We start from the raw sequence: 20,772 nt of genomic DNA, 5'->3' as shown, positions 1-20,772 counted from the left end.
CCCGGACGGCGGAGTCCTAGCGGTCGGAACGTCCGCTGGCCAGAGGTCCGCGCGCGCCCGAGTCCCGCGCCGCGCGCCCCGCCGCCGGTTTCGGGCGCGTCAGCCCCTCCAGAATGCCGATCGGCGCAGTCGCCGCGACTTTCGAGCCGCTGCGGGGCGCGGCGAAGGCGAGCTTGGTGGTCTCGACGAGGATCGCCCCGGCCAGCCTGTCGGCCCCGAAGCTGCGGCCGGTCTTCTCCACCAGCGGCGCCATGCGCAGCCAGAACGCCTTGTGCGAGGGCAGCGCATAAAGGGCCGCAGCGCTGCGCTCGGGCTCGAAGCCGTGCTCCTGCAATTGCCGCTCGAGCTGGCCGACGCTGTAGGGCCGCCCATATCCGAAAGGCGTCGCGTCGCGCCGCGCCCACAGGCCGGAGCGGTTCGGCGCGATGAAGATCGCCTTCCCGCCGGGGGCGAGGCAGCGGTTGATCTCCTCGAGCAGCTTGCCGGGGCGCTCCGACGTCTCGAGGCCGTGCGCGACCACGATGCGGTCGAAGAAACCGGCGTTGATCGGCCAGTTCCGCTCCTCGACCAGCACCGAGACGTTGGCGCCGTCGATCGGCCAATGGAAGGCCCCCTGCTGGGCGGGCATCAGGCAGAGCGTGCGCGCGGCTTCGGCCTTGAACGGGCGCAGGAAGGGCGCGGCGAAGCCGTAGCCGGCCAGCGACATGCCGTGGATGTCGGGCCAGAGCTCGCGCAGCGCCGCGCGCAGCGCTGTCTGCGCGACGCGCCCGAGCTTCGTGCGGTAGTAGAAGCTGCGCAGGTCCACGGCGTCGATGTGCATGGCCGCGACCATGGGTTAAGGTGCCCGCCAAATCAACGCCGGCGCGTCGACGCCGGCAAATCGACGCGGGAGAACCTGTCGTGCCTGAAGCGCCCCTCGAGATCGTCGTCGTCCCCTGCCGCGCGGACAATTACGCCTATCTGCTGCGCGCGCCGGGCGGCGAGACGGCCGTGATCGACGCGCCCGACGCCGCGCCGATCGCGAAGGCGCTGGCGGAGCGCGGCTGGGGGCTCGACTGGATCTGGCTGACGCATCACCATGACGACCATGTCGCGGGCGTTCCGGCGCTGCAGGCGCAGTTCGGCTGCAGGATCGCCGGCGCGCGGGCCGATGCGGGCCGGCTGCCCCCGCTCGACCGGGCGCTCGACGAGGGCGAGACCATCGCGCTCGGCGACGCGCGCGCGGTTGCGATCGACGTCTCCGGCCACACGCTCAACCACATCGCCTATCACTTCCCGGATGCGAAGGCGCTGTTCAGCGGCGATTCGCTGTTCGCGCTCGGCTGCGGGCGGGTGTTCGAGGGGACGCATGCGATGATGTGGAACAGCCTGTCCAAGCTCGCCCGGCTCGACCCCGCGACGACGGTCTGGTGCGGCCACGAATACACGCTGTCCAACCTCGCCTTCGCGCGCAGCGTCGAGCCGGGCAACGCCGCGCTCGCCGAGCAGGGCGCGCTGATCGAGGCGCAGCGCGCGCAGGGCGCGCCGACAGTCCCGAGCACCATCGGGCGCGAGCTGGCCGCCAACCCTTTCCTGCGCGCCAAGGAGCCCGCCCTGCAGGCGGCGATCGGGCTCGACGGCGCCGACCCGGCGGCGGTTTTCTCCGAAATCCGCCGCCGCAAGGACGCGTTCTGACGCGCAGTCGCCCTCACCACGCCGCCATCCCCTCCCCGTCTCCCATCCGAGGCTCCGTCCATGCCGCACGCCCTCTCGCCCGCCGACGCCGCCAAGAAGGCCGCGGCCGACGCCGCTCTCGATCTCGTCGCGCCGGGCATGCGGCTCGGGCTCGGCACCGGCTCGACCGCCGACTGGTTCGTAAGGTCGCTCGGCGCGAAGATGCGCTCCGGCGCGCTGACCGGCGTCGTCGGCGTCCCGACATCGGTGCGCACCGGCCAGCTCGCCGAGCGGGAGGGCGTGCCGCTGACGACGCTCGACGAGGCGGGCTGGCTCGACCTCACGGTGGACGGCGCCGATGAGCTCGACGACCGGCTGACGCTGATCAAGGGCGGCGGCGGCGCGCTGCTGCAGGAGAAGATCGTCGCCTGCGCCTCGGACCGGATGGCGGTCATCGCCGACGCGACCAAGCATGTGGCGACGTTGGGCGCCTTTCCGCTGCCGGTCGAAGTGGTCCCCTTCGGCTGGGAGACAACCCGCGCCATCGTCGAGGCGACCTTGCGCGAGCTCGGCCACGAGGGCTGCGCCATCGCGCTGCGGCTGCATCGCGACGAGCCCTTCCTGACCGATGGCGGGCACTTCATCTTCGACCTCTCCCTCGGCGCCATCGCCGACGCGCCGCGGCTCGCGTCGCGGCTCATCGCGATCCCCGGCGTGATCGAGACGGGGCTCTTCGTCGACATCGCCGATCTGGCGCTGATCGGCGCTCCGGACGGCGCCGTGCGGCGCATCGAACGCGGCTGAGGCGGATGGTTGCGGGGGCGCGCGGCGCGGCCTAAGCAGCGTCCGATCTCTAATTGCGGACCCTGACGGCGGAGCTTGCGGATGACCTCGTTCGACTACGACCTCTTCGTGATCGGCGGCGGGTCCGGGGGTGTGCGCGCGGCGCGGATGTCGGCGCAGATGGGCGCGCGGGTCGGGCTCGCCGAGGAGCATCGCTTCGGCGGCACCTGCGTGATCCGGGGCTGCGTGCCCAAGAAGCTGCTGGTCTACGCCGCCAGTTTCGCCAGCGCCTTCGAGGACGCCGCGGGCTTCGGCTGGACCCTCGGGCAGCGCAGCTTCGACTGGACGAAGCTGATCGCCGCCAAGGACGCCGAAATCGCCCGGCTCGAAGGCGTCTATGCGCGCAATCTCGACGCGGCGGGGGTCGAACTGCACCGCTGCCGCGCGACGGTGGCGGGGCCGCACGAGGTGCGGCTGGCCGGGAACGACCGCGCCGTGACGGCGAAGCACATCCTGATCGCGACGGGGGGGGCGCCCTTCGTGCCCGACGTGCCCGGCGCGCATCACGCGATCACCTCCAACGAGGCGTTCGACCTGCCCCATCTGCCGGGCCGGGTCGCCGTGATCGGCGGCGGCTACATCGCCAGCGAATTCGCCGGCATCTTCAATGGGCTGGGCGCGCAGACGACGCAGATCTACCGCGGAAAGCTGTTCCTGCGCGGCTTCGACGAGGAGGTGCGGCTGCATGTCGCCGAGGCGATGCGGGCGCGCGGCGTCGATCTGCGCTTCGGCGACGACGTCGCCGCCATCGACCGCGAGGGCGACCATCTCAGCCTGCGGCTGACCGGCGGCGACGTTCTGGCGGTGGACGCGGTGATGTACGCCACCGGCCGGCGCCCGGCGACCCGCGGGTTGGGTCTGGAGGAGGCCGGCGTCCGGCTGACCGAAGGCGGGGCCGTCGAGGTTGACGGCTTCTCGCAGAGCGCCGTCCCCTCGATCTACGCCGTCGGCGACGTGACCGACCGTCTGGCGCTGACGCCGGTGGCGATCCGCGAGGGCGCGGCTTTCGCCGAGACCGTATTCGGCGGCAGGCCGACGCAGGCCGACCATTCCGACGTCGCCACCGCCGTCTTCACCCAGCCCGAGATCGGAACGGTTGGCCTGACGGAGGAGCAGGCGCGCGCCGAAGGACCGGTCGAGATTTATCGCGCGGCCTTCCGCCCCATGATGAACACGATTTCCGGGCGCGACGAGCGGATGCTGATGAAGCTCGTCGTGGCGAAGGACAGCCGGCGCGTGCTCGGCGTCCACGTCGTGGGGCCGAGCGCCGGCGAGATGATCCAGCTCGCCGGGATCGCCGTGAAAATGCGCGCGACCAAGGAGGATTTCGACCGCACCGTCGCGGTCCATCCCACCGCGGCGGAGGAACTCGTCACCCTGCGCGATCCGGTCGCGTGAAGCGCTCGCGGCTTGAACGGCGCGCAGGCGACGCCAAGTAGGGCTGAGACGTCTGCGGGGGGCGCGCGTTGCAGCGCAAGCGCCCTCTCCCTATAAGCGAAGGCCCGGAGGCGCGCGCGCGCGACCCGAGCAGGAGGATCGAGCCAACATGCCTTGGAGCAACAATTCCGGCGGCCCTTGGGGCGGCGGCGGCGGCGACGGACAGGGCGGCGGCCGCGGCCCCTGGGGCGGCGGAGGCGGCGGCGACAAGCGCCCCCCCGACATCGACGACATCCTGCGCCAGGGGCGCGAGCGCCTGCGCGTGATCGTCGGCGGCGGCACGGGCGGGCGCGGGGGCGGCGGCGGACTGCCGCCGATTAAGCCGCGCACAGCGCTGATCGGGGGCGGGATCGTCCTGTTCGCCGGCTGGGTCTTCGCCTCGCTCTACACCCTCGCGCCGGAAGAGCAGTCGGTCGAATTGCTGTTCGGCGAGTATATCGACACCGGGCAGCCGGGCCTCAACTTCGCGCCCTGGCCGGTGGTGACCTACGAGAAGCGCGCGGTCACCCGCGAGAACACCATCGACGTAGGCTACACGCCGGCGGGGCGCACCACCTCGGGGCGCGACGAAGGGCTGATGCTCACGAGCGACGAGAACATCGTCGACATCGATTTCCAGGTGGTCTGGAACATCAACGACCTGCGGGCGCATCTGTTCAACCTCGCCGGCCAGGCCGAGACGATCCGGGCCGTAAGCGAATCGTCGATGCGCGACGTGATCAGCCGCTCGCAGCTCAGCCCGATCCTCAACCGCGACCGCGCGCTGATCAGCCAGCAGGTGCGCGACCTGATCCAGTCGACGCTCGACAGCTATCAGGCGGGCGTCAACGTGCTGCGCGTCAACTTCGACCGCGCCGATCCGCCGCAACAGGTGATCGACGCCTTCCGCGACGTGCAGGCCGCCAGTCAGGACCGCGACACCGCCGAGAAGCGCGCCGAGGCCTACGCCAACCAGGCGCTCGCCGAGGCCCGCGGTCGCGCGGCGCAGATCCTGCAGGAGGCCGAGGGCTATCGCGCGCAGGCCGTCAACGAGGCCGCCGGTGAGGCGCAGCGCTTCAAGTCGATCCTCGGCGAATACCAGCTGGCGCCGGACGTCACGCGCACGCGCCTCTATCTCGAGACGATGGAGCGGGTGCTCGGCGACATCGACAAGGTGATCATCGACCAGCCCGAAGGCGGCGGCGGTCAGGGCGTCGTGCCCTATCTGCCCCTCAACGAACTGCGCAGGAGCGGCCAGTGATGCAGAACCGTATCGCGATCATCGCAGGCGGCGCAGTCGCCCTGCTGCTGTTCCTGCTGGTCAACGCGGCCTTCATCGTCGATGAACGCAAGCGCGCGCTGGTGCTGCAGTTCGGCCAGGTCGTGCGCGAGCCGATCGAGGCTCCGGGCCTCTACTTCAAGGTGCCGTTCATCCAGAACGTCTCGTTCTACGAGGACCGCATCCTGCCGCTCGAGACCAACTCGCTCGAAGTCACGCCGCTCGACGACCGCCGGCTCGTGGTCGACGCCTTCGCGCGCTGGCGCATCGTGGACACCATCCGCTTCCGTCAGGCCGTGTTCGACGAGGCCGCCGCGGTCCAACGGCTCGGCAGCATCCTGACCGCGGCGCTGCGCGAAGTCCTCGGTTCGGTGACGTCGGACGCCGTGCTGTCGGACCAGCGCGCGCTGCTGATGGAGCGCATCCGCGACGCGACGCGGCTCAACGCGCGCGAACTCGGCGTCGAGATCGTGGACGTGCGGCTGCGGCGCACCGACCTGCCGCAGCAGAACCTGCAGGCGACCTTCGAGCGCATGCAGGCCGAGCGCGAGCGCGAGGCGGCCGACGAGCGCGCCCGCGGCGCCGAGGCGGCGCAGCGCGTGCGCGCCAACGCCGACCGTCAGGCGATCGAGCTGGTGTCGGAGGCGCAGCGCGAGTCCAACATCATCCGCGGCGAGGCCGACGCACAGCGCAACGCGATCTTCGCCGAGGCCTTCGGGCAGGACCCGGAGTTCTTCAGCTTCTTCCGCTCGATGCAGGCTTACGAGGCGGCGCTGGGCGGGGGCAGGTCGTCGATGGTGATGTCGCCAGACAGCGAGTTCTTCAACTATCTCAAGGACGAACGCGGCGCGAGCCGCGAGCGCCAGCGCTGACGCAGCCGCCAAAGCGCCGCGCATGAGGCGGCGGCGGCCCCCCTCGCGCCTTGGGGCCGCCGCAATCGCGTCTAGATAGACCTCAGCCGCACGACAGAACGGCCATGGAGATGACGCAGATGAGCTTTCAGAGAACAATCCGAACGGTCGGGGCCGTCGCGCTGGCGCTGAGCGTCGCGGCGCCCGCGGTCGCGCAGCGCGCGCCCGACAGCTTCGCCGACCTCGCCGAGCGGCTCAGCCCCGCGGTTGTGAACATCTCGACCCAGACGACCGTCGGGAGCGCCGGGCCACAGATGCCCGACATTCCGCCCGGCTCTCCGCTCGAGGACCTGTTCCGCGACTTCTTCGACCGCAACCAGCGGCAGGGGCCGCGGACCGCCAACTCGCTGGGCTCGGGCTTCGTGATCGACCCCGAGGGCTATGTGGTCACCAACAACCATGTGATCGAGAACGCCGACGAGATCATGGTGAACTTCGCCGACGGCGAATCGGTGCCCGCCACGCTGGTCGGAACCGACCCCAAGACCGACATCGCGCTGCTGAAGATCGATGGCGACGAACCGTTCGAGTCCGTGCCCTTCGGCGACAGCGAAACGATGCGCGTGGGCGACTGGGTGGTCGCGATCGGCAACCCGTTCGGACTGGGCGGCTCGGTCTCGGCCGGCATCGTCTCGGCGCGGAACCGGGACATCAACGCCGGCCCTTACGACGACTTCATCCAGACCGACGCCGCGATCAACCGCGGCAATTCCGGCGGCCCGCTGTTCAATCTCGATGGCGAGGTGATCGGCGTCAACACCGCCATCATCTCGCCCTCGGGCGGCTCGATCGGCATCGGCTTCGCGGTGCCGTCCAAGATCGTGACCAACGTGGTCGCGCAGCTGCGCGAGTTCGGGGAGACGCGGCGCGGCTGGCTCGGCGTGCGCATCCAGCAGGTCACGCCCGAGATCGCTGAGAGTCTCGATCTCGAGAAGCCGCGCGGCGCGTTGGTGGCCGACCTGACCGCCGGCGGTCCCGCCGCCGAGGCGGGCGTGGAGCCCGGCGACGTGATCCTGACCTTCGATGGGCGCGCGGTGGAAACGATGCGCGAACTGCCGCGCATGGTCGCCGAGACGCCCGTCGGCAAGGCGGTGCCCGTCGAAGTGTGGCGCAAGGGCGAGGCCGTGGCGCTAACCGTCGCGCTCGGGCGTCTCGAAGAAGGCGAACAGCAGATGGCCGCGCTCGAGGCGCCGGAAGGGGCTGCGAACGCCGCCGCGCTCGGCATGGAGCTGGCGGCGCTGACGCCGGAGCGGCGCGCGGAGCTGTCGCTCGCCGATGACGTGCTGGGCGTTGTCGTCCTGTCGGTCGACGCGTCCGGGGCGGCCGCTGAAAAGGGCGTCCGGCCCGGCGACGTGCTGGTCGAGGTCGGTCAGGAGCCGGTCGCGACGCCCGCCGACGTGCTGGAGCGCATCGAGGCCGCCCGCGCGCAGGACCGCAAGACCGTGCTGATGCTTGTGCACAATGCGGGCGACGTGCGCTTCGTGGCGGTGCCGCTCACTGCCGAGTGAGCGTCGCCGCATCGCGGATCGAGACGACCGCGCGGGGAAAGCCCTGCGCGGTATTTTTTCAGCCTGCCGGCGCGGGCGCGGCTTCGTCGCCCCCGTCGTCGCGACCGGGCATGCGGCCCGGCAGATGGATGAGCAACGGCGCGGCGACGAAGATCGAGGAGAACGTCCCGATCACGATGCCGAAACTGATAGCGGCCGCGAAACCGAACAGGACCGGCCCGCCGAAGATCATCAGAGCGACCGTCGTCGCCAGCGTGGTGCCGGACGTCATCAGCGTGCGCCGGAGCGTTTCGGTCAACGACTTGTCGATCACGTCGGCGATGTCGGCGGTCTTGTCGCGGGCGAGGTTCTCGCGGATGCGGTCGTAGATGATGACGGTGTCGTTGATCGAATAGCCCGCCACCGCCAGCATCGCCGCGATCGAGGTGAGATCGAAGACGAGCCCGGTCAGCGCGAACATGCCGATGATCAGCGCCACGTCGTGCATGGTGGTGATGAAGGCGGCCAGCCCGAATTTCGATTCGAAGCGCAGCCAGACATAGAAGGCGATGCCGAACAGCGCGAGCGCGCAGGCGATCGCGCCGTCGCGGAACAGCTCGCCAGAGACCTTGGGGCCGACGGCGTCGGCGCTCAGCACGCGCGCCTCCGGCCCCAGCGCCTCGCGGATCGCGGCGACGGCGGTGGCGGTCTGCTCGGCCTCGGTGCGCGCCCGCACCAGCGCCGTGCGGTCGGCGTCCGACAGCTGGACGACAGCACCGTCGAGCCCCTGCCCCGCCAGCGCCGCGCGCAGCGTCGCGCTGTCGAAGGGCGCGTCGGCCTCGGCCTGCACCAGCACGCCGCCGGTGAAGTCGAGCCCGAGATTTAGGCCGCGCCAGCCCAACTCGACCGCGGATGCGAGCAGCAGCGCCGCCGTCAGGGCGAAGCCGATCCAGCGCCAGCGCATGAAGGGAAGCGGCGTCGGCGCGGGGCCGGGGGCGGTCTTTCGCAGGAAAGGCGACATGGGCACATCCATCGCAGGGCGGCGCGCCGAAAGAGGCGCGAAGCGGGCATGACTATATCCCGCGTCGCGCCCCCGGGCTCAACCCCGCGCGCGCTCGGCTCGAGCTCAGAGCGCGTCCTCGGTCTCGCCGATCCGGATGTCGCGGAACCCCGCCCGCGCCAGCGCCGCGAGCATCGCCCCGAAGCCGCGCACCGAACAGGAGCCGAGATCGACCGTGACGCGCCAGCCGGCGGCGTCGGCGCGCGGCCCGTGAAGGGCGTGGACGACCCCGAGCAGGTCCGGGCTCTCCTCGCCGAAGCGCGCCTGGAACCACTCGAGATACCAGCGCCGCAGCGGCGTCCAGTCGGGCGCGCCGGGGCCGTCCCAGACGAGGTGGATGTCCGCCGCCGCCCAGTCGAAAGGGGCGATCCGCGCGGCCGCGCGGTCGTCGACGGCGGTCGTCACCGGCGCGAAGCGCAGCGCCGCCCGCCCGGAGGTGCGGCGCAGGATCGTCGCGCCATGCGCGCGCACGGAGAAATCGTGCCGCCGCGGCAGGTTCAAGGGGGGCGCGCGGCGGATATGGCCGTCCGCGTCGCGATCCACCGGTTCGGCGTCCACTTCGCCGCCGTCGTTCAGCGCCTCTCCCATGCCGGCCAGCAGGTCCGCGACGCAGAGGTCGCGCACCGGCTCCAGCAGGTCGAGCATCTCGTCGGTCACCCGCATCGCCGTCGCCTTTCGATCACGCCGATCTCGGCCAGCGCGATCTCAAGCGGCGGCGGCAGGCGCGCGTCCTGCGCCCCCGGACCGTCGGCCAGATCGCGCGGCGCGTCGGCCTCCGTCAGATAGCGCCAGCCCTGAAAGGGCCGGCGCGGTTGCGCCTGCGTGCGCACGATGTCCGGCGCCAGCACGATGGCGCAGCGCGGCGCGCTTTCACCGCTCTCGACCGCTTCGAGCGCCAGGATGCGCTGTCGCGCGAGCACCAGTCCGCGGAACACCCAGTAAAGCGACCCGCCCGCCAGAAGCTCTCCGGCGCGGCGCGGCCACATCCGCGTCACGTGACGCGCCGCCGGGTCGAGCCCCGCCGCGCGCGCCGCCGCAGCCCGGTCCGCCTGCCAGGCGGCCAAGTCCGCGACGCCCTCGGCGCCGACGCAGAGCTTCAGAAGGTGAAGTGGCCGGGCCTCCGGCATCTGCCCCTCCTCCTTTGGTCCAGTGCGACACTCTGCTTTATTTGGGAACTCCGCCAGCGAACAGGTCAATTGTCACAAGTTTATTTCGTCCAGTCGCGCAACCAATTTGCGCCACGGCCCCGCAAACGCCTGTTCGCGCCGAGATTTCGGAAGCGGGGTCTTTGCGGCTCAACCGGTTAGGGCATGCACCAGCGCGTCGAGCCGGGCGATCTCGGGGTCGCTCAGGCCCCATTCGGCGAGGCTGCGTGCGGTCTCGCGAAGATAGTCCCGATTCGGACCCATCGGTCCGACGCTGCGCGCGATGATCGCCGCCTGCTCGGCGAGCGGCAGCGCGCCAGCGTATTGAGGATGGGCGCGGTCCACGACGTAGATCAGCGCATCCACCGTCTCGCCCGAGACGAGCGCCGCCGGCGCGACCTCTTCGCGATAGGCGTAGGTGACCAGTTCGCGCGCGCGGAGATAGGCCAGCGTCGCCTCAGCCGTCTCGGCTCCGACCTGATACGCGACCCCCTCGCAGGCGCAATCGGGATCGGAGTCGAGGCCGAGCACGAGACCGGGCGCTTCGGGCGTGCCGCGATAGCGGATCGATTTCAGACAGAAGCTGCGCCGCCATCCCGGCAGCCGCGCCCGCTCCGCGCGCAAGGCCTCGAAGCCCGGACGCCAGATCAGCGAGCCGTAGCCGAACACCCAGAAGCCGTTGCGAGGATCGCGCATGAGGGGCGATATAGCGGGCGCGCAGGGGCCGCGCGAGGGAGATCGCGATGAAATGGCGGATGCTCGGCGGCGTCGTCCTGGTCCTCGCCGCAGCCTGGTCGGGCTGGTGGTGGGTGGGCGCCGAGGCGCGGCGCGCGGGGCTCGAAGGCTGGCTGGCGGAGCGGCGCGCCGAGGGCTGGCAGGCGGAGGCGCGCGCGGTCTCGGTCGGCGGCTTCCCCAACCGGCTCGACGCGCGGGTGGAGGGGCTGGCGCTGGCGGACCCGGAGGCGGGCTGGGCCTGGGAGGCGCCGTTTCTCGACATCCTCAGCCTGTCCTACGCGCCCGACCGCGCCGTTCTGGCCCTGCCGCCCGAGCAGGTCGTTGCGGTCCCCGGCGCGCGCGCGACCGTGCGCAGCGACGCCTTGCGCGCTTCGGTGCGTTTCGCGCCGGGGACGGCGCTGCCGCTCGCGCGGTTCTCGACGGAGACGCAGGCGCTAGCGGTGGAGAGCGCGGATTGGCGGCTGACGAGCGGACCTGCGCAATTGCATGTGCAGGCGTCCGATCCCGCGGCGGGGCCTGCGAACGGCTACGACATTTTCCTGAGCGCCGCGAACGTCGCCCCGCCCGCCGAAGCGCTGCGCAAGGCGGGCGGGCTCCCGGCAGCGGCGTCGCTGGTCACGCTGGACGCACGCGCCGCCTTCGACCGTCCGCTCGACCGCTTCGCCGTGGAGGACGCGCCGCCCCAGATCGTCGCGCTGTCGATCAAGGCGGCCGAGGCGCGCTGGGGCGATCTCGAATTGCGCGCGCAGGGGTCGCTGCGCGCCGACGCGCGGGGCTTCGCTGAGGGCGAGATCGCGCTGAAGGCGACCAACTGGCGCGCGATGTTGCGGGCCGCGGCGCAGAGCGGGGCGATGGAGCGCGGGCTCGCGCAGGCCGTCGAGGCCGGGCTGTCGCTCGTCGCCGCCCTGTCGGGGGGCGGCGAGACGCTGGAGGTTCCGGTCAGCTTCTCGGGCGGCGCGGCGCGGATCGGGCCGGTTCCGGTGGGCCGGGCGCCGCGTCTGCGCCGAGAGTGAGCGCGCGCCTCAGCGGCGGGCGCGCATCGCGAGCAGGCGCAGCCGCAGCGCGTTGATCTTGATGAAGCCGGCGGCGTCCTTCTGGTCGTAGGCGCCCGCGTCGTCCTCGAAGGTCACATGCTGCTCGGAATAGAGGCTGTGAGGCGAGGACCGCGCGATCACGCTCGCCTGCCCCTTGTAGAGCTTCACCGTCACCGTTCCCGTGACGAATTCCTGGCTCTTGTCGATCAGCGCCTGCAGCATCTCTCGCTCGGGGGTGAACCAGTAGCCGTTATAGATGAGCTCCGCGTAGCGCGGCATCATCTCGTCCTTGAGATGGGCTGCGCCGCGGTCGATGGTCAGGCTCTCCATGCCGCGCCGCGCGACGAGCAGCACCGTGCCGCCCGGCGTCTCGTAGATGCCGCGCGACTTCATGCCGACATAGCGGCCCTCGACGAGGTCGAGCCGGCCCACGCCGTGACGCCCGCCGAACTCGTTGAGTCGGGCGAGCAGCGCCGCCGGCGACAGCGCCTCGCCGTCGACGCTGACCGGATCGCCCTTCTCGAAACCGATCTCCACGATCTGCGGCGCGTCGGGCGCCGCCTCGGGGTCCGTGGTGCGCTGATAGACATAGGCCGGCGCCGGCTGCGAGGGGTCCTCCAGCACCTTGCCTTCGGAGGAGGTGTGCAGGAGGTTGGCGTCGACGCTGAAGGGCGCTTCGCCGCGCTTGTCGCGCGGGATCGGCACCTGATGCGCCTCGGCCCATTCGATCAGCCGGGTGCGCGAGGTGAGGTCCCACTCGCGCCACGGCGCGATGATCTTGATATCCGGCTCAAGGGCGTAGGCCGACAGCTCGAAGCGGACCTGATCGTTGCCCTTGCCGGTCGCGCCATGTGCGACGGCGTCGGCCCCGGTGGCGCGGGCGATCTCGACGAGGTGCTTGGCGATCAGCGGCCGGGCGATCGAAGTGCCGAGCAGATACTGGCCTTCATAGAGCGCGTTCGCCCGGAACATCGGGAAGACGAAGTCGCGCACGAATTCCTCGCGCACGTCGCGGATGAAGATGTGCTCGGGCTTGACGCCCATCGTCACCGCCTTGGCGCGCGCGGGCTCGAGCTCCTCGCCCTGACCGAGATCGGCGGTGAAGGTCACCACCTCGCAGCCGCGCTCGGTTTGCAGCCATTTCAGGATGATCGAGGTGTCGAGGCCGCCCGAATAGGCGAGAACGACTCGTTTAGGCTGGGACATGCTCGGCCCTCCTGCGCGCAAGACGCCGCCTCATAGGCGAGGCGCGGGCGCGGAGCAAGGCGAGGCCGGAGCGCCTCAGCCGCGCAAGGCGCGCAGCGCGGGCCAGGCGGCGCGATAGCGGGCGCGCCGGGCGGCGACGGCGTCGGCGCGCGCCGGATCGGGCGCGAATTCGGCGAGGACCGGCGCGGGACGGCGCACCTCGCGCGGATCGGCGCCTTCGGCGGCGCAGAACCCCAGCCGCGCCGCGCCCAGCGCCGCTCCGTGCCCGCTGTCGGCGATGCGCGCGAGCGTCAGCCCGGTCGCGTCCGCCGTCATCTGGAGCCATGTGTCGGAGTGCGCGCCGCCGCCCACTGCTGCGAGCGTTCCGATCTCTCCGGCGCCGCCCGCCTTCAGCGCGTCGGCGCAATCGGCGAAGGCGAAGGCGACGCCTTCGAGCACGGCGCGCGCCAGCGCCTCCGGCCCGCTCGCCTGCGACAGACCGATGAAAGCCCCGCGCGCGTCCGGGTCGGCGAGCGGCGTGCGCTCGCCGGAGAGGTAGGGCAGAAAAAGAACGTCCTCGTCGGGCTCGGCGGCGGGATCGACCGAGGCCGCAAGATCGGCGGGCTTGCGCCCCGTGATCCGCCCGAGCCAGGACAGGCTGTCGGCGGCGGACAGGATCACCCCCATCTGGTGCCATGTGTCCGGGATGGCGTGGCAGAAGGCGTGGACCGCGCTGTCGGTGTTCGGGGCGAAGCGCTCGGTGACGAGAAACAGCACGCCCGAGGTGCCGATGGACAGGAACCCCTCGCCCGGTCGCACCGCGCCGACCCCGCAGGCGGAGGCCGCATTGTCGCCGCCGCCGCCCGCGACGACCGGGGCCGCCGCCATGCCCCATCGCGCGGCGAGGTCTGGCCGAAGGCGCCCCGCCGGCGCCGAGCCCTCGACCAGCCCCGGCATCTGCGCGCGGCTCAGATGGGTCGCCTCCAGCAGCGCGTCAGACCAGTCGCGCGCGCCGACATCCATCCACAGCGTGCCGGCGGCGTCGGACATGTCGGAGAGCCTCTCTCCGGTCAGCAGCAGGCGGACGTAGTCCTTGGGCAGGAGGACGGTCGCGACCTGGGCGAAGATTTCCGGCTCGTGGACGCGGACCCATTCGAGCTTGGGCGCGGTGAAGCCCGCCATCACCAGATTGCCGCCGATCCCGCGGAAATCCGCCCGGGCGTCGAGCGCCGCGCATTCCGCGCCGGAGCGGGCGTCGTTCCACAGGATGCAGGGGCGCAGCGGGCGGTCGGCGGCGTCGAGCAGCGTCGCCCCATGCATCTGGCCCGACAGCCCGATCCCGCGCGCGCCGCGCATCAGCGCGGGCTCGGCTGCGGCGAGCGCGTCCATCGCGGCGAGCGTGGCGGTCCACCAATCGTCCGGCGCCTGCTCCGACCAGCCGGGGCGCGGGCGCGACACGGACAGGGGCGCATCGGTCGCGGTGCGCACCGCTCCGCTCTCGTCGATCAGCGCCGCCTTGACGCCCGAGGTGCCGATGTCGATCCCGATCCAGCTTCCGCCAGCCATCTCCGCCCCCTCGCCCGCTTGCGCGCAAGCCAATGCCCAGGGACGCGATCTGTCAACCAAGGCGATTGACCCGCGCGCGCCGCTTCGGCCACTCTCCCCGCGCAGGCCGGCGGCAGACCGGGCGGGGAGGGAGACGCGCGATGAAGACCATCAAGGGGCCGGGGCTGTTCCTCGCCCAGTTCGCGGGCGACGCCGCGCCCTTCAACTCGTGGGACGCCATCACGAAATGGGCCGCCGAGTGCGGCTATCTCGGCGTGCAGGTCCCCTCATGGGACGCGCGGCTGTTCGATCTGGCGAAGGCCGCAACCTCCAAAGACTATTGCGACGAAATCGCCGGCGTGGCGCGCGCCAACGGCGTCGAGATCACCGAGCTGTCCACCCATCTTCAAGGCCAGCTCGTCGCCGTCCACCCGGCCTATGACGAGATGTTCGACGGCTTCGCCGCGCCCGAAGTGCGGGGCAACCCTAAGGCGCGGCGGGCATGGGCCGTCGATCAGGTCAAGGCCGCCCTGACCGCCTCGCGCAATCTCGGCCTGAATGCGCATGTCACCTTCTCCGGCGCGCTCGCCTGGCCGTTCGTCTATCCGTGGCCGCAGCGCCCTGCCGGCCTCATCGAACAGGCTTTCGACGAGCTGGCCGCGCGCTGGCGTCCGATCCTCGATCACGCCGACGCGATGGGCGTGGACCTGTGCTACGAAATCCACCCCGGCGAGGACCTGCATGACGGCGCGAGCTTCGAGATGTTCCTAGAACGCGTCGGCGGGCATGCGCGCGCCAACATGCTCTACGACCCCTCGCATTACGTGCTTCAGGGGCTCGACTATCTCGCCAATCTCGACATCTACCGCGACCGCATCCGCATGTTCCACGTCAAGGACGCCGAGCTGAACCCGGACGGGCGGCAGGGCGTCTATGGCGGCTATCAGTCGTGGGTGAACCGCGCGGGGCGGTTCCGCTCGGTCGGCGACGGGCAGGTGGATTTCGGGTCGATCTTCGCCAAGCTCGCCGCCAACGATTTCGACGGCTGGGCGGTGGTGGAGTGGGAGTGCTGCCTCAAGCACCCCGAGGACGGCGCGCGCGAGGGCGCGGCCTATGTGCGCGACTGCATCATCCGCGTCACCGACAAGGCGTTCGACGATTTCGCGGGCGCGGGCGCCGATGAGGCCGCCAACCGGCGCATCCTCGGGCTCGACCGGTGAGTCAGAGCCGGCGCAGCATTCGCCGCGCCAGCCACCCGGCGGCGACAGCGCCGGCGATGGGAAGCACGGCAGCCATCGCAGGCGCTGCTGCGACAGCGGCGAGCCCGGAGACCTTCGCCGCAGCGAGCGCTCCGCCTTTGGCCGCGAGCGCCGATCCCTTGGCGACCGCCGCTTTCTTCACCGCCAGACGCGCCGCATCCGCCGCAGCGCCCGCCGCGACGACGCCAGCGCCCTTGGCCGCGTCCACGGCGAGCGCCCTCAGCGCGCCGCGCTCGCCTTGCGTTCCGCCCATCGCATCCTCCGTCGCTCAGGCGCGGAAGTCTAGCGCGCGCGCAAGGCGGGCGCGAGTCCGCGCTCAGGCGCTTTCGACCGGCGCCTTGCGCGCGTCGCACATCCGCCGCGACGCGGCGCCCGCGCCGATGGCGAACGCCACCGGCAGCGCCGTCAGCGTCGCGAATTTCGCGATCCCCACCGCCGCGCCGGCGAAAAACGCCGCCTTGCGCGCCTTCTTCACTGCAATCGCCGTCAGCAAGAGGCTCATCGCCCTCTCTCCCCACTGGTTGATGCGGGGGACATGGCGCAGGGCCGCCCCGCATCAAGGAGCAGATCATGGTCGCCGCCAGCCCTGACGCCGTCGCCGCCCCGATCCGCTTCGGCATGGTGGGCGGCGGGCGCGGCGCCTTCATCGGCGCCGTTCACCGGATCGCCGCGCGGCTCGACGGGCATTTCACGCTGGTCGCCGGCGCATTCTCCGCCGATCCCGAAACGTCCCGCCTTTCCGGCGCCGATCTCGGGCTCGACCCGTCCCGCGTCTACGGCGCCTTCGAGGAGATGGCCAAGCGCGAGGCGCGGCTGAAAGACGGGGTCGAAGCGGTCGCCATCGTCACCCCCAACCACATGCACGCCCCCATCGCCCGGGCCTTCCTGAAACGCGGCGTCCACGTCATCTGCGACAAGCCGCTGACCGCCACCCTGCCGGAGGCCGACAAGCTCGCCCGCGCGGCGGCGGCCTCCGATGCGCTGTTCGTGCTGACGCACAACTACTCCGGCTATCCGATGATCCGGCAGGCCCGCGCGATGGTCGCATCCGGCGCGCTGGGGCGCATCCGCGTCGTCCAGGTCGAGTACCCGCAGGACTGGCTCAGCACGCGGCTGGAGGACACCGGCCAGAAGCAGGCCGCGTGGCGCACCGACCCCGCGCAGGCGGGGGCGGGGGGCGCCACTGGCGACATCGGCACCCACGCCTTCCAGCTTGCGGAGTTCGCGACCGGCTTGCGCGCCGAACGCCTCTGCGCCGATCTCGACGCCTTCGTGGAGGGGCGGCGGGTGGACGACAACGCCCATGTGCTGCTGCGCTTCGAGGGGGGCGCGAAGGGGATGCTCTGGGCGAGCCAGGTCGCGCCGGGCAACGAGAACGCGCTCAGGCTGCGCGTCTATGGCGAGGCGGGCGGGCTGGAATGGAGCCAGGAGCAGCCCAACCATCTGCGCTGGAGCCCGCTCGGCGAGCCGCCGCGGCTGATCACGCGCGGCGGGCATGGCGCGGGCCCGGAGGCCGCGCGGATGACGCGCACGCCCTCGGGCCATCCGGAGGGCTATCTGGAGGGCTTCGCCAACATCTACGCCGAAGCCGCCGCCGCCATTCGCGCCCGGCGCGCCGGCGCGCCGGTCCCGCCGGAGGTGTCGTTCCCCGGAATCGAGGACGGCGTGCGCGGCGTGCGCTTCGTCACCGCCTGCGTCCGCTCGGCGAAGGGCGGGGCCGTCTGGACCGCGATCTGAGGCGGGGCGATTCGCCGCATTTCACAACGCGCCAGGGGGGAGTCTCGCTGTCAGCGTGACGATTTTTCGGGCGCTGCAACCTGTGGTTGCCGCTGGTGTCGCCGAAAGCGCACAAAATAGGCTCTGGATAAGTTAATTTCGAATTTTAACGTGATCTTGGAATCTTGTTCCATCAAGATGAGTGCAGACGCGGGATGAAATCGAGCTTTCAGGCGTTCCTTCCGCGTCCGGCGCCGCATGGTGCGCGCCGTCAGTGGAGTGGGACGATGGCGAAGGATGCGCCGCAGGAGATGCGGCTGGGCGATCTGACCGACGACGAGATCGAGCGGATCGAAGCCTTTGTATTCTGCATGGGCGGCCCCCCGGATGAGTTGACCGCAGCACTGCTCTGGAAGGCCTCGCTGCGCCGATCCGACCCCCTCTCCTTCGCCCGCGCCGCCTGATCGGGCTCAGCCCCGCAGATCGGCGAAGGCGGCGGCGAGACGATCGAGCGCGGCGTCGAGGGTCGCGCGCGGGCAGGCGAAATTGAAGCGCGCGCAACGCTCTCCGCCGGGACCGAAGCTCGGCCCCTCGTTCACGCCGATCCGCGCCACGTCGCGCAGGCGGCGCATCGCCTCGTCCTGCGCCAGCCCCGTTCCGGCGAAATCCACCCAGGCGAGATAGGTCGATTGCAGCGCCATCGGGCGCGCTCCGGGGATCGCCTCGGCCACGCCCGCCGCGAAGCGGTCGCGATTGGCGGCGAGATAGGGCAGAAGCGCGTCGAGCCAGGACGCTCCGCCAGCGTAAGCCGCCTCCGCGGCGATGAAGCCGAGGCTGTTGACCGCCGTCGCCTCCGAGCCATGCGCCTCGCGGCGATAGCGTCGGCGCAACTCCTCGTCGGAGATGACGACTTCGGCGCAGCGCAGCCCGGCGGTGTTGAAGGTCTTCGACGGCGCGCTCAGCGTCACGATCCTGTCGGCGCAATCCGGCGCAGCCAGAGCCGCCGGCGTGAAACGCGCCTCCGGATAGACGAGGTCGCGCCACACTTCGTCGGAAACGAGCACCAGCCCGCGCTCGGCGCAGAACTCCGCGAGGGCGCGGATTTCCGCCGGGGTCCAGACCGTTCCGCCGGGATTGTGCGGGTTGCAGAGCATCACGATTCGGACGTCCTCGGGCAGGTCTCGCGCCAGCGCCTCGAGATCCATCGCGAAGCGGCCCTGCATCTGAGCCAATGGCGCCTCGACGATCCGCCGCCCCGTGGCGCGCACCATGCCGGAGAAGCCCGTGTAGAGCGGCGGGAACAGCGCCACGCCCTCGCCCGGTTCGCTGAACGCCCGGATCGCTATCCCCATCGCGCCGCAAACGCCGCCCGAGGGGGTGATCCACCGCGTATCGATCTCCCAGCCATGCCTGCGCAAGGCCCACCCCGCGACCGCGTCGCGCCATGAGGCCGGTTCGCCGAAATAGCCGAAGACCCCGTGCGCGACGGCGGCGGCGAGGCTCGCACGGACTGGCGGCGGCGCGGGGAAGTCCATGTCGGCGATCCACATCGGGATGCCGTCAGCGGCGGCCACGCCAGTCGCGGCCGCGATCTGGTCCCACTTCTTGGAGTGCGTGCCGCGCCGCTCCACCGCCGCGTCGAAGTCGAATGCCATGGCGCTCCGTTCCCTGCTGTGGACGCTGGTTCCCTAGCCCCCGGGGCGGCGCGCGGCAAGGCGGGGGAAGGGCGGGAGGGATTGACCCCCGGCCCGCCCCTCTCTACCTCGTCGTCATGAGCCGCCGCCCGATCCTGCTGCACCCCGATCCGCGCCTGAAGCGCCGCTGCGCGCCCGTCGCCGATGTGACCGACGCGACCCGCGCGCTGCTGTCGGAGATGCTCGCGACGATGTACGACGCGCCCGGCATCGGCCTCGCCGCCCCGCAGATCGGCGTGGACGCGCGCGCCATCGTGATGGACTGCGCGGAAAAGGAGACGACGCGCCAGCCCATCGCCATGCTCAACCCCGAGATCGTCGCCGCCTCCGACGCGCTGAACGAGCACGAGGAGGGGTGCCTCTCGCTGCCCGACATCTTCGGCTTCGTCACCCGGCCCGCCGAAGTGCGCGTGCGCTGGCTGAGCCCGGAAGGCCAGATCGAGGAGCGCGATTTCGGCGGCCTCTGGGCGACCTGCGTCCAGCACGAGATCGACCATCTCAACGGCAAGCTCTTCATCGATTATCTCGGCGCGGCGCGGCGGATGCTGATCACCGCCAAGATGAAGAAGCTCAAGCGCGAGCGCGCCAAGACCGCAGCCGCCGCCACGGTCTGAGCCGATGCGCCTCGCCTTCATGGGCACGCCGGACTTCGCGGTCCCGACGCTCGACGCGCTCGCGGAGAGCCATGAGATCGCCGCCGTCTACACCCAGCCGCCGCGCCCGGCGGGGCGGGGCAAGAAGCCCCGCCCCTCCCCCGTGCAGGCGCGCGCCGAGGCGCTGGGCCTGCCGGTGCGCAGCCCGCTGAACTTCCGCGACCCCGCCGACCGCGACGCCTTCGCCGCCCTCGACCTCGATGCGGCGGTGGTGGTGGCCTACGGGCTGATCCTGCCCGAGCCGATCCTGCGCGCGCCCCGCCTCGGCTGCCTCAACCTGCACGGCTCGCTCTTGCCGCGCTGGCGGGGCGCCGCGCCGATCCAGCGCGCGATCATGGCCGGCGACGCCGAGACGGGCCTTTGCGCGATGGTCATGGAGCGCGGCCTCGACACCGGGCCGGTGCTCTTGGATCTCCGCACGTCCATCGGGCCGCGCGAGACGGCGGGCGCGCTGACCGCGCGGCTGGCGCAGATGGGTGGAGAGCTGATGCTGGAGGCGCTGGAGGGCTTCGCGGCGGACCGGTTGACGCCGCGAGCGCAGCCGGAGGAAGGCGCGCTCTACGCCACCAAGATCGACAAGGACGAAGCCCGCATCGACTGGACGCGCGACGCGGAGGCGCTCGACCGCCAGATCCGCGGGCTCTCGCCCGCCCCCGGCGCCTGGACCTCGCTGAACGGCGAGCGCCTCAAGGTGCTGCTTGCGACGCCGGAGGCTGGGGCGGGCCGCCCCGGCGAAGCGCTCGACGACGCGCTGCTGATCGCCTGCGGGCGCGGCGCGCTGCGCATCCAGACCGCCCAGCGCCCGGGCCGCGCCGTCATGGATCGCGAGACGCTTCTGCGCGGGTTTTCCGCGCCGAAGGGCTCTATGCTCGGATGCGACGACGAGGGAGAGACGCGATGACCTATCTGGCGTGGATGATCTGCGGCGCGCTCGCAGGCTGGCTGTTCAGCCGCTTCGTCCGACCGACGTTCGGAGCGGGCGGCGACGCCGGGCTCGGCCTCGGCGGCGGCGTCGCGGGGGGGGCGCTGGCCTTCAATCTCGGCTTTCCGGGGCTGGCGGGCGGGATCGTCGGCGGGCTGATCGGCGGCCTCGTCATCGTCGCGCTGCTCGGCGCGCTGAAGGAGCGCTGAGAGCCCCGGTCGGCGCAAGGCCTCCG

At 71.6% G+C, this 20,772-nt stretch carries 23 protein-coding genes; 13 read left to right on the top strand and 10 right to left on the bottom strand.

The window, feature by feature from the left end:
* Window positions 1–16 precede the first annotated feature (16 nt).
* A complete protein-coding gene (locus V7Q31_RS03590; RefSeq protein WP_333832304.1) occupies window positions 17–832 on the bottom strand; it encodes a methyltransferase domain-containing protein in 816 nt (271 codons plus the stop codon).
* A 68-nt stretch (window positions 833–900) separates the two neighbouring features.
* On the opposite strand from V7Q31_RS03590, the gene gloB reads away from it, so the two are divergent.
* The 6 genes from gloB (at window position 901) to V7Q31_RS03560 (ending at window position 7,610) form a co-directional block, all read left to right on the top strand.
* Window positions 901–1,674: a hydroxyacylglutathione hydrolase gene (gloB, locus tag V7Q31_RS03585; protein ID WP_333832303.1), complete on the top strand. Its 774-nt coding sequence runs from the start codon at window positions 901–903 to the stop codon at window positions 1,672–1,674.
* Window positions 1,675–1,734: 60 nt separating this feature from the next.
* The gene (rpiA, locus tag V7Q31_RS03580) at window positions 1,735–2,457 is read left to right on the top strand and encodes a ribose-5-phosphate isomerase RpiA (protein WP_333832302.1); all 723 of its coding nucleotides are present in this window, start codon (window positions 1,735–1,737) and stop codon (window positions 2,455–2,457) included.
* An 81-nt stretch (window positions 2,458–2,538) separates the two neighbouring features.
* Window positions 2,539–3,894 carry a glutathione-disulfide reductase gene (gor, locus tag V7Q31_RS03575; protein ID WP_333832301.1) on the top strand — a complete coding sequence of 452 codons (1,356 nt, stop codon included), beginning with the start codon at window positions 2,539–2,541 and terminating at the stop codon, window positions 3,892–3,894.
* A gap of 148 nt (window positions 3,895–4,042) precedes the next feature.
* A complete protein-coding gene (hflK, locus tag V7Q31_RS03570) occupies window positions 4,043–5,173 on the top strand; it encodes an FtsH protease activity modulator HflK (RefSeq protein ID WP_333832300.1) in 1,131 nt (376 codons plus the stop codon).
* The gene (hflC, locus tag V7Q31_RS03565; RefSeq protein WP_333832299.1) at window positions 5,173–6,063 is read left to right on the top strand and encodes a protease modulator HflC; all 891 of its coding nucleotides are present in this window, start codon (window positions 5,173–5,175) and stop codon (window positions 6,061–6,063) included. The genes hflK and hflC overlap by 1 nt, the downstream gene beginning before the upstream one ends.
* A gap of 119 nt (window positions 6,064–6,182) precedes the next feature.
* The gene (locus V7Q31_RS03560; RefSeq protein ID WP_333832298.1) at window positions 6,183–7,610 is read left to right on the top strand and encodes a DegQ family serine endoprotease; all 1,428 of its coding nucleotides are present in this window, start codon (window positions 6,183–6,185) and stop codon (window positions 7,608–7,610) included.
* 58 nt (window positions 7,611–7,668) lie between these two features.
* Here V7Q31_RS03560 and secF read toward each other — a convergent pair whose 3' ends face one another.
* From secF to V7Q31_RS03540, 4 genes are all read right to left on the bottom strand, one after another.
* A complete protein-coding gene (gene secF, locus V7Q31_RS03555) occupies window positions 7,669–8,610 on the bottom strand; it encodes a protein translocase subunit SecF (protein WP_333832297.1) in 942 nt (313 codons plus the stop codon).
* 105 nt (window positions 8,611–8,715) lie between these two features.
* The gene (locus tag V7Q31_RS03550) at window positions 8,716–9,312 is read right to left on the bottom strand and encodes a hypothetical protein (RefSeq protein ID WP_333832296.1); all 597 of its coding nucleotides are present in this window, start codon (window positions 9,310–9,312) and stop codon (window positions 8,716–8,718) included.
* Window positions 9,303–9,776, bottom strand: coding sequence for a DUF1489 family protein (locus V7Q31_RS03545; RefSeq protein WP_333832295.1), 474 nt, complete (start codon window positions 9,774–9,776; stop codon window positions 9,303–9,305). Before V7Q31_RS03545 ends, V7Q31_RS03550 begins: the two co-directional genes overlap by 10 nt.
* Window positions 9,777–9,944: 168 nt before the next feature.
* Complete coding sequence (locus V7Q31_RS03540) at window positions 9,945–10,490, bottom strand: gamma-glutamylcyclotransferase (protein WP_333832294.1); 546 nt, start codon at window positions 10,488–10,490, stop codon at window positions 9,945–9,947.
* 47 nt (window positions 10,491–10,537) lie between these two features.
* On the opposite strand from V7Q31_RS03540, the gene V7Q31_RS03535 reads away from it, so the two are divergent.
* Window positions 10,538–11,542 (top strand): DUF2125 domain-containing protein, encoded by a 1,005-nt coding sequence (locus tag V7Q31_RS03535; RefSeq protein WP_333832293.1) that lies wholly within the window; start codon window positions 10,538–10,540, stop codon window positions 11,540–11,542.
* A 9-nt stretch (window positions 11,543–11,551) separates the two neighbouring features.
* Here the strand turns inward: V7Q31_RS03535 and V7Q31_RS03530 are convergent, their stop codons facing one another.
* Both V7Q31_RS03530 and xylB read right to left on the bottom strand, forming a co-directional pair.
* On the bottom strand, window positions 11,552–12,769 hold the full coding sequence (locus V7Q31_RS03530; RefSeq protein ID WP_333832292.1) for an argininosuccinate synthase: 1,218 nt from the start codon (window positions 12,767–12,769) through the stop codon (window positions 11,552–11,554).
* Between the two features lie 75 nt (window positions 12,770–12,844).
* Entirely contained in the window at window positions 12,845–14,314 is a 1,470-nt protein-coding gene (gene xylB / locus V7Q31_RS03525; protein ID WP_333832291.1) for a xylulokinase, read from the bottom strand.
* Between the two features lie 140 nt (window positions 14,315–14,454).
* Between xylB and V7Q31_RS03520 the strand changes: the two genes are divergently transcribed.
* A complete protein-coding gene (locus V7Q31_RS03520; protein ID WP_333832290.1) occupies window positions 14,455–15,513 on the top strand; it encodes a sugar phosphate isomerase/epimerase family protein in 1,059 nt (352 codons plus the stop codon).
* A gap of 1 nt (window position 15,514) precedes the next feature.
* Here the strand turns inward: V7Q31_RS03520 and V7Q31_RS03515 are convergent, their stop codons facing one another.
* Window positions 15,515–15,805, bottom strand: a complete 291-nt coding sequence (locus V7Q31_RS03515) for a hypothetical protein (RefSeq protein WP_333832289.1) — start codon at window positions 15,803–15,805, stop codon at window positions 15,515–15,517.
* A 63-nt stretch (window positions 15,806–15,868) separates the two neighbouring features.
* On the bottom strand, window positions 15,869–16,054 hold the full coding sequence (locus tag V7Q31_RS03510) for a hypothetical protein (RefSeq protein ID WP_333832288.1): 186 nt from the start codon (window positions 16,052–16,054) through the stop codon (window positions 15,869–15,871).
* Between the two features lie 68 nt (window positions 16,055–16,122).
* Between V7Q31_RS03510 and V7Q31_RS03505 the strand changes: the two genes are divergently transcribed.
* Window positions 16,123–17,289 carry a Gfo/Idh/MocA family protein gene (locus V7Q31_RS03505; protein ID WP_333832287.1) on the top strand — a complete coding sequence of 389 codons (1,167 nt, stop codon included), beginning with the start codon at window positions 16,123–16,125 and terminating at the stop codon, window positions 17,287–17,289.
* 266 nt (window positions 17,290–17,555) lie between these two features.
* Window positions 17,556–17,732: a hypothetical protein gene (locus V7Q31_RS03500; RefSeq protein ID WP_333832286.1), complete on the top strand. Its 177-nt coding sequence runs from the start codon at window positions 17,556–17,558 to the stop codon at window positions 17,730–17,732.
* A gap of 6 nt (window positions 17,733–17,738) precedes the next feature.
* Here V7Q31_RS03500 and V7Q31_RS03495 read toward each other — a convergent pair whose 3' ends face one another.
* On the bottom strand, window positions 17,739–18,923 hold the full coding sequence (locus V7Q31_RS03495; protein ID WP_333832285.1) for a MalY/PatB family protein: 1,185 nt from the start codon (window positions 18,921–18,923) through the stop codon (window positions 17,739–17,741).
* Between the two features lie 116 nt (window positions 18,924–19,039).
* Between V7Q31_RS03495 and def the strand changes: the two genes are divergently transcribed.
* The 3 genes from def to V7Q31_RS03480 are packed head-to-tail and all read left to right on the top strand — an operon-like array spanning window position 19,040 to window position 20,746.
* Window positions 19,040–19,576 (top strand): peptide deformylase, encoded by a 537-nt coding sequence (gene def, locus V7Q31_RS03490; protein WP_333832284.1) that lies wholly within the window; start codon window positions 19,040–19,042, stop codon window positions 19,574–19,576.
* A 4-nt stretch (window positions 19,577–19,580) separates the two neighbouring features.
* Complete coding sequence (gene fmt / locus V7Q31_RS03485; RefSeq protein ID WP_333832283.1) at window positions 19,581–20,516, top strand: methionyl-tRNA formyltransferase; 936 nt, start codon at window positions 19,581–19,583, stop codon at window positions 20,514–20,516.
* Window positions 20,513–20,746, top strand: a complete 234-nt coding sequence (locus tag V7Q31_RS03480; RefSeq protein ID WP_333832282.1) for a hypothetical protein — start codon at window positions 20,513–20,515, stop codon at window positions 20,744–20,746. Before fmt ends, V7Q31_RS03480 begins: the two co-directional genes overlap by 4 nt.
* Window positions 20,747–20,772: the final 26 nt, after the last annotated feature.

This window comes from Rubrimonas sp., assembly GCF_036788415.1.
GTDB lineage: Bacteria > Pseudomonadota > Alphaproteobacteria > Rhodobacterales > Rhodobacteraceae > Rubrimonas.
This window is presented reverse-complemented; position numbering and strand designations above follow the sequence as displayed.

Bases quoted from the DNA above. Each gene is read 5' to 3' on its own strand.
- V7Q31_RS03535 (WP_333832293.1), top strand. From the start codon at position 10,538: ATGAAATGGCGGATGCTCGGCGGCGTCGTCCTGGTCCTCGCCGCAGCC.
- V7Q31_RS03520 (WP_333832290.1), top strand. From the start codon at position 14,455: ATGAAGACCATCAAGGGGCCGGGGCTGTTCCTCGCCCAGTTCGCGGGC.
- V7Q31_RS03495 (WP_333832285.1), bottom strand. From the start codon at position 18,923: ATGGCATTCGACTTCGACGCGGCGGTGGAGCGGCGCGGCACGCACTCC.
- xylB (WP_333832291.1), bottom strand. From the start codon at position 14,314: ATGGCTGGCGGAAGCTGGATCGGGATCGACATCGGCACCTCGGGCGTC.
- rpiA (WP_333832302.1), top strand. From the start codon at position 1,735: ATGCCGCACGCCCTCTCGCCCGCCGACGCCGCCAAGAAGGCCGCGGCC.
- def (WP_333832284.1), top strand. From the start codon at position 19,040: ATGAGCCGCCGCCCGATCCTGCTGCACCCCGATCCGCGCCTGAAGCGC.
- V7Q31_RS03560 (WP_333832298.1), top strand. From the start codon at position 6,183: ATGAGCTTTCAGAGAACAATCCGAACGGTCGGGGCCGTCGCGCTGGCG.
- V7Q31_RS03530 (WP_333832292.1), bottom strand. From the start codon at position 12,769: ATGTCCCAGCCTAAACGAGTCGTTCTCGCCTATTCGGGCGGCCTCGAC.
- hflK (WP_333832300.1), top strand. From the start codon at position 4,043: ATGCCTTGGAGCAACAATTCCGGCGGCCCTTGGGGCGGCGGCGGCGGC.
- fmt (WP_333832283.1), top strand. From the start codon at position 19,581: ATGCGCCTCGCCTTCATGGGCACGCCGGACTTCGCGGTCCCGACGCTC.
- V7Q31_RS03540 (WP_333832294.1), bottom strand. From the start codon at position 10,490: ATGCGCGATCCTCGCAACGGCTTCTGGGTGTTCGGCTACGGCTCGCTG.
- V7Q31_RS03500 (WP_333832286.1), top strand. From the start codon at position 17,556: ATGGCGAAGGATGCGCCGCAGGAGATGCGGCTGGGCGATCTGACCGAC.
- V7Q31_RS03510 (WP_333832288.1), bottom strand. From the start codon at position 16,054: ATGAGCCTCTTGCTGACGGCGATTGCAGTGAAGAAGGCGCGCAAGGCG.
- V7Q31_RS03550 (WP_333832296.1), bottom strand. From the start codon at position 9,312: ATGCGGGTGACCGACGAGATGCTCGACCTGCTGGAGCCGGTGCGCGAC.
- V7Q31_RS03515 (WP_333832289.1), bottom strand. From the start codon at position 15,805: ATGGGCGGAACGCAAGGCGAGCGCGGCGCGCTGAGGGCGCTCGCCGTG.
- V7Q31_RS03590 (WP_333832304.1), bottom strand. From the start codon at position 832: ATGGTCGCGGCCATGCACATCGACGCCGTGGACCTGCGCAGCTTCTAC.
- V7Q31_RS03505 (WP_333832287.1), top strand. From the start codon at position 16,123: ATGGTCGCCGCCAGCCCTGACGCCGTCGCCGCCCCGATCCGCTTCGGC.
- secF (WP_333832297.1), bottom strand. From the start codon at position 8,610: ATGTCGCCTTTCCTGCGAAAGACCGCCCCCGGCCCCGCGCCGACGCCG.
- V7Q31_RS03545 (WP_333832295.1), bottom strand. From the start codon at position 9,776: ATGCCGGAGGCCCGGCCACTTCACCTTCTGAAGCTCTGCGTCGGCGCC.
- gor (WP_333832301.1), top strand. From the start codon at position 2,539: ATGACCTCGTTCGACTACGACCTCTTCGTGATCGGCGGCGGGTCCGGG.
- hflC (WP_333832299.1), top strand. From the start codon at position 5,173: ATGCAGAACCGTATCGCGATCATCGCAGGCGGCGCAGTCGCCCTGCTG.
- V7Q31_RS03480 (WP_333832282.1), top strand. From the start codon at position 20,513: ATGACCTATCTGGCGTGGATGATCTGCGGCGCGCTCGCAGGCTGGCTG.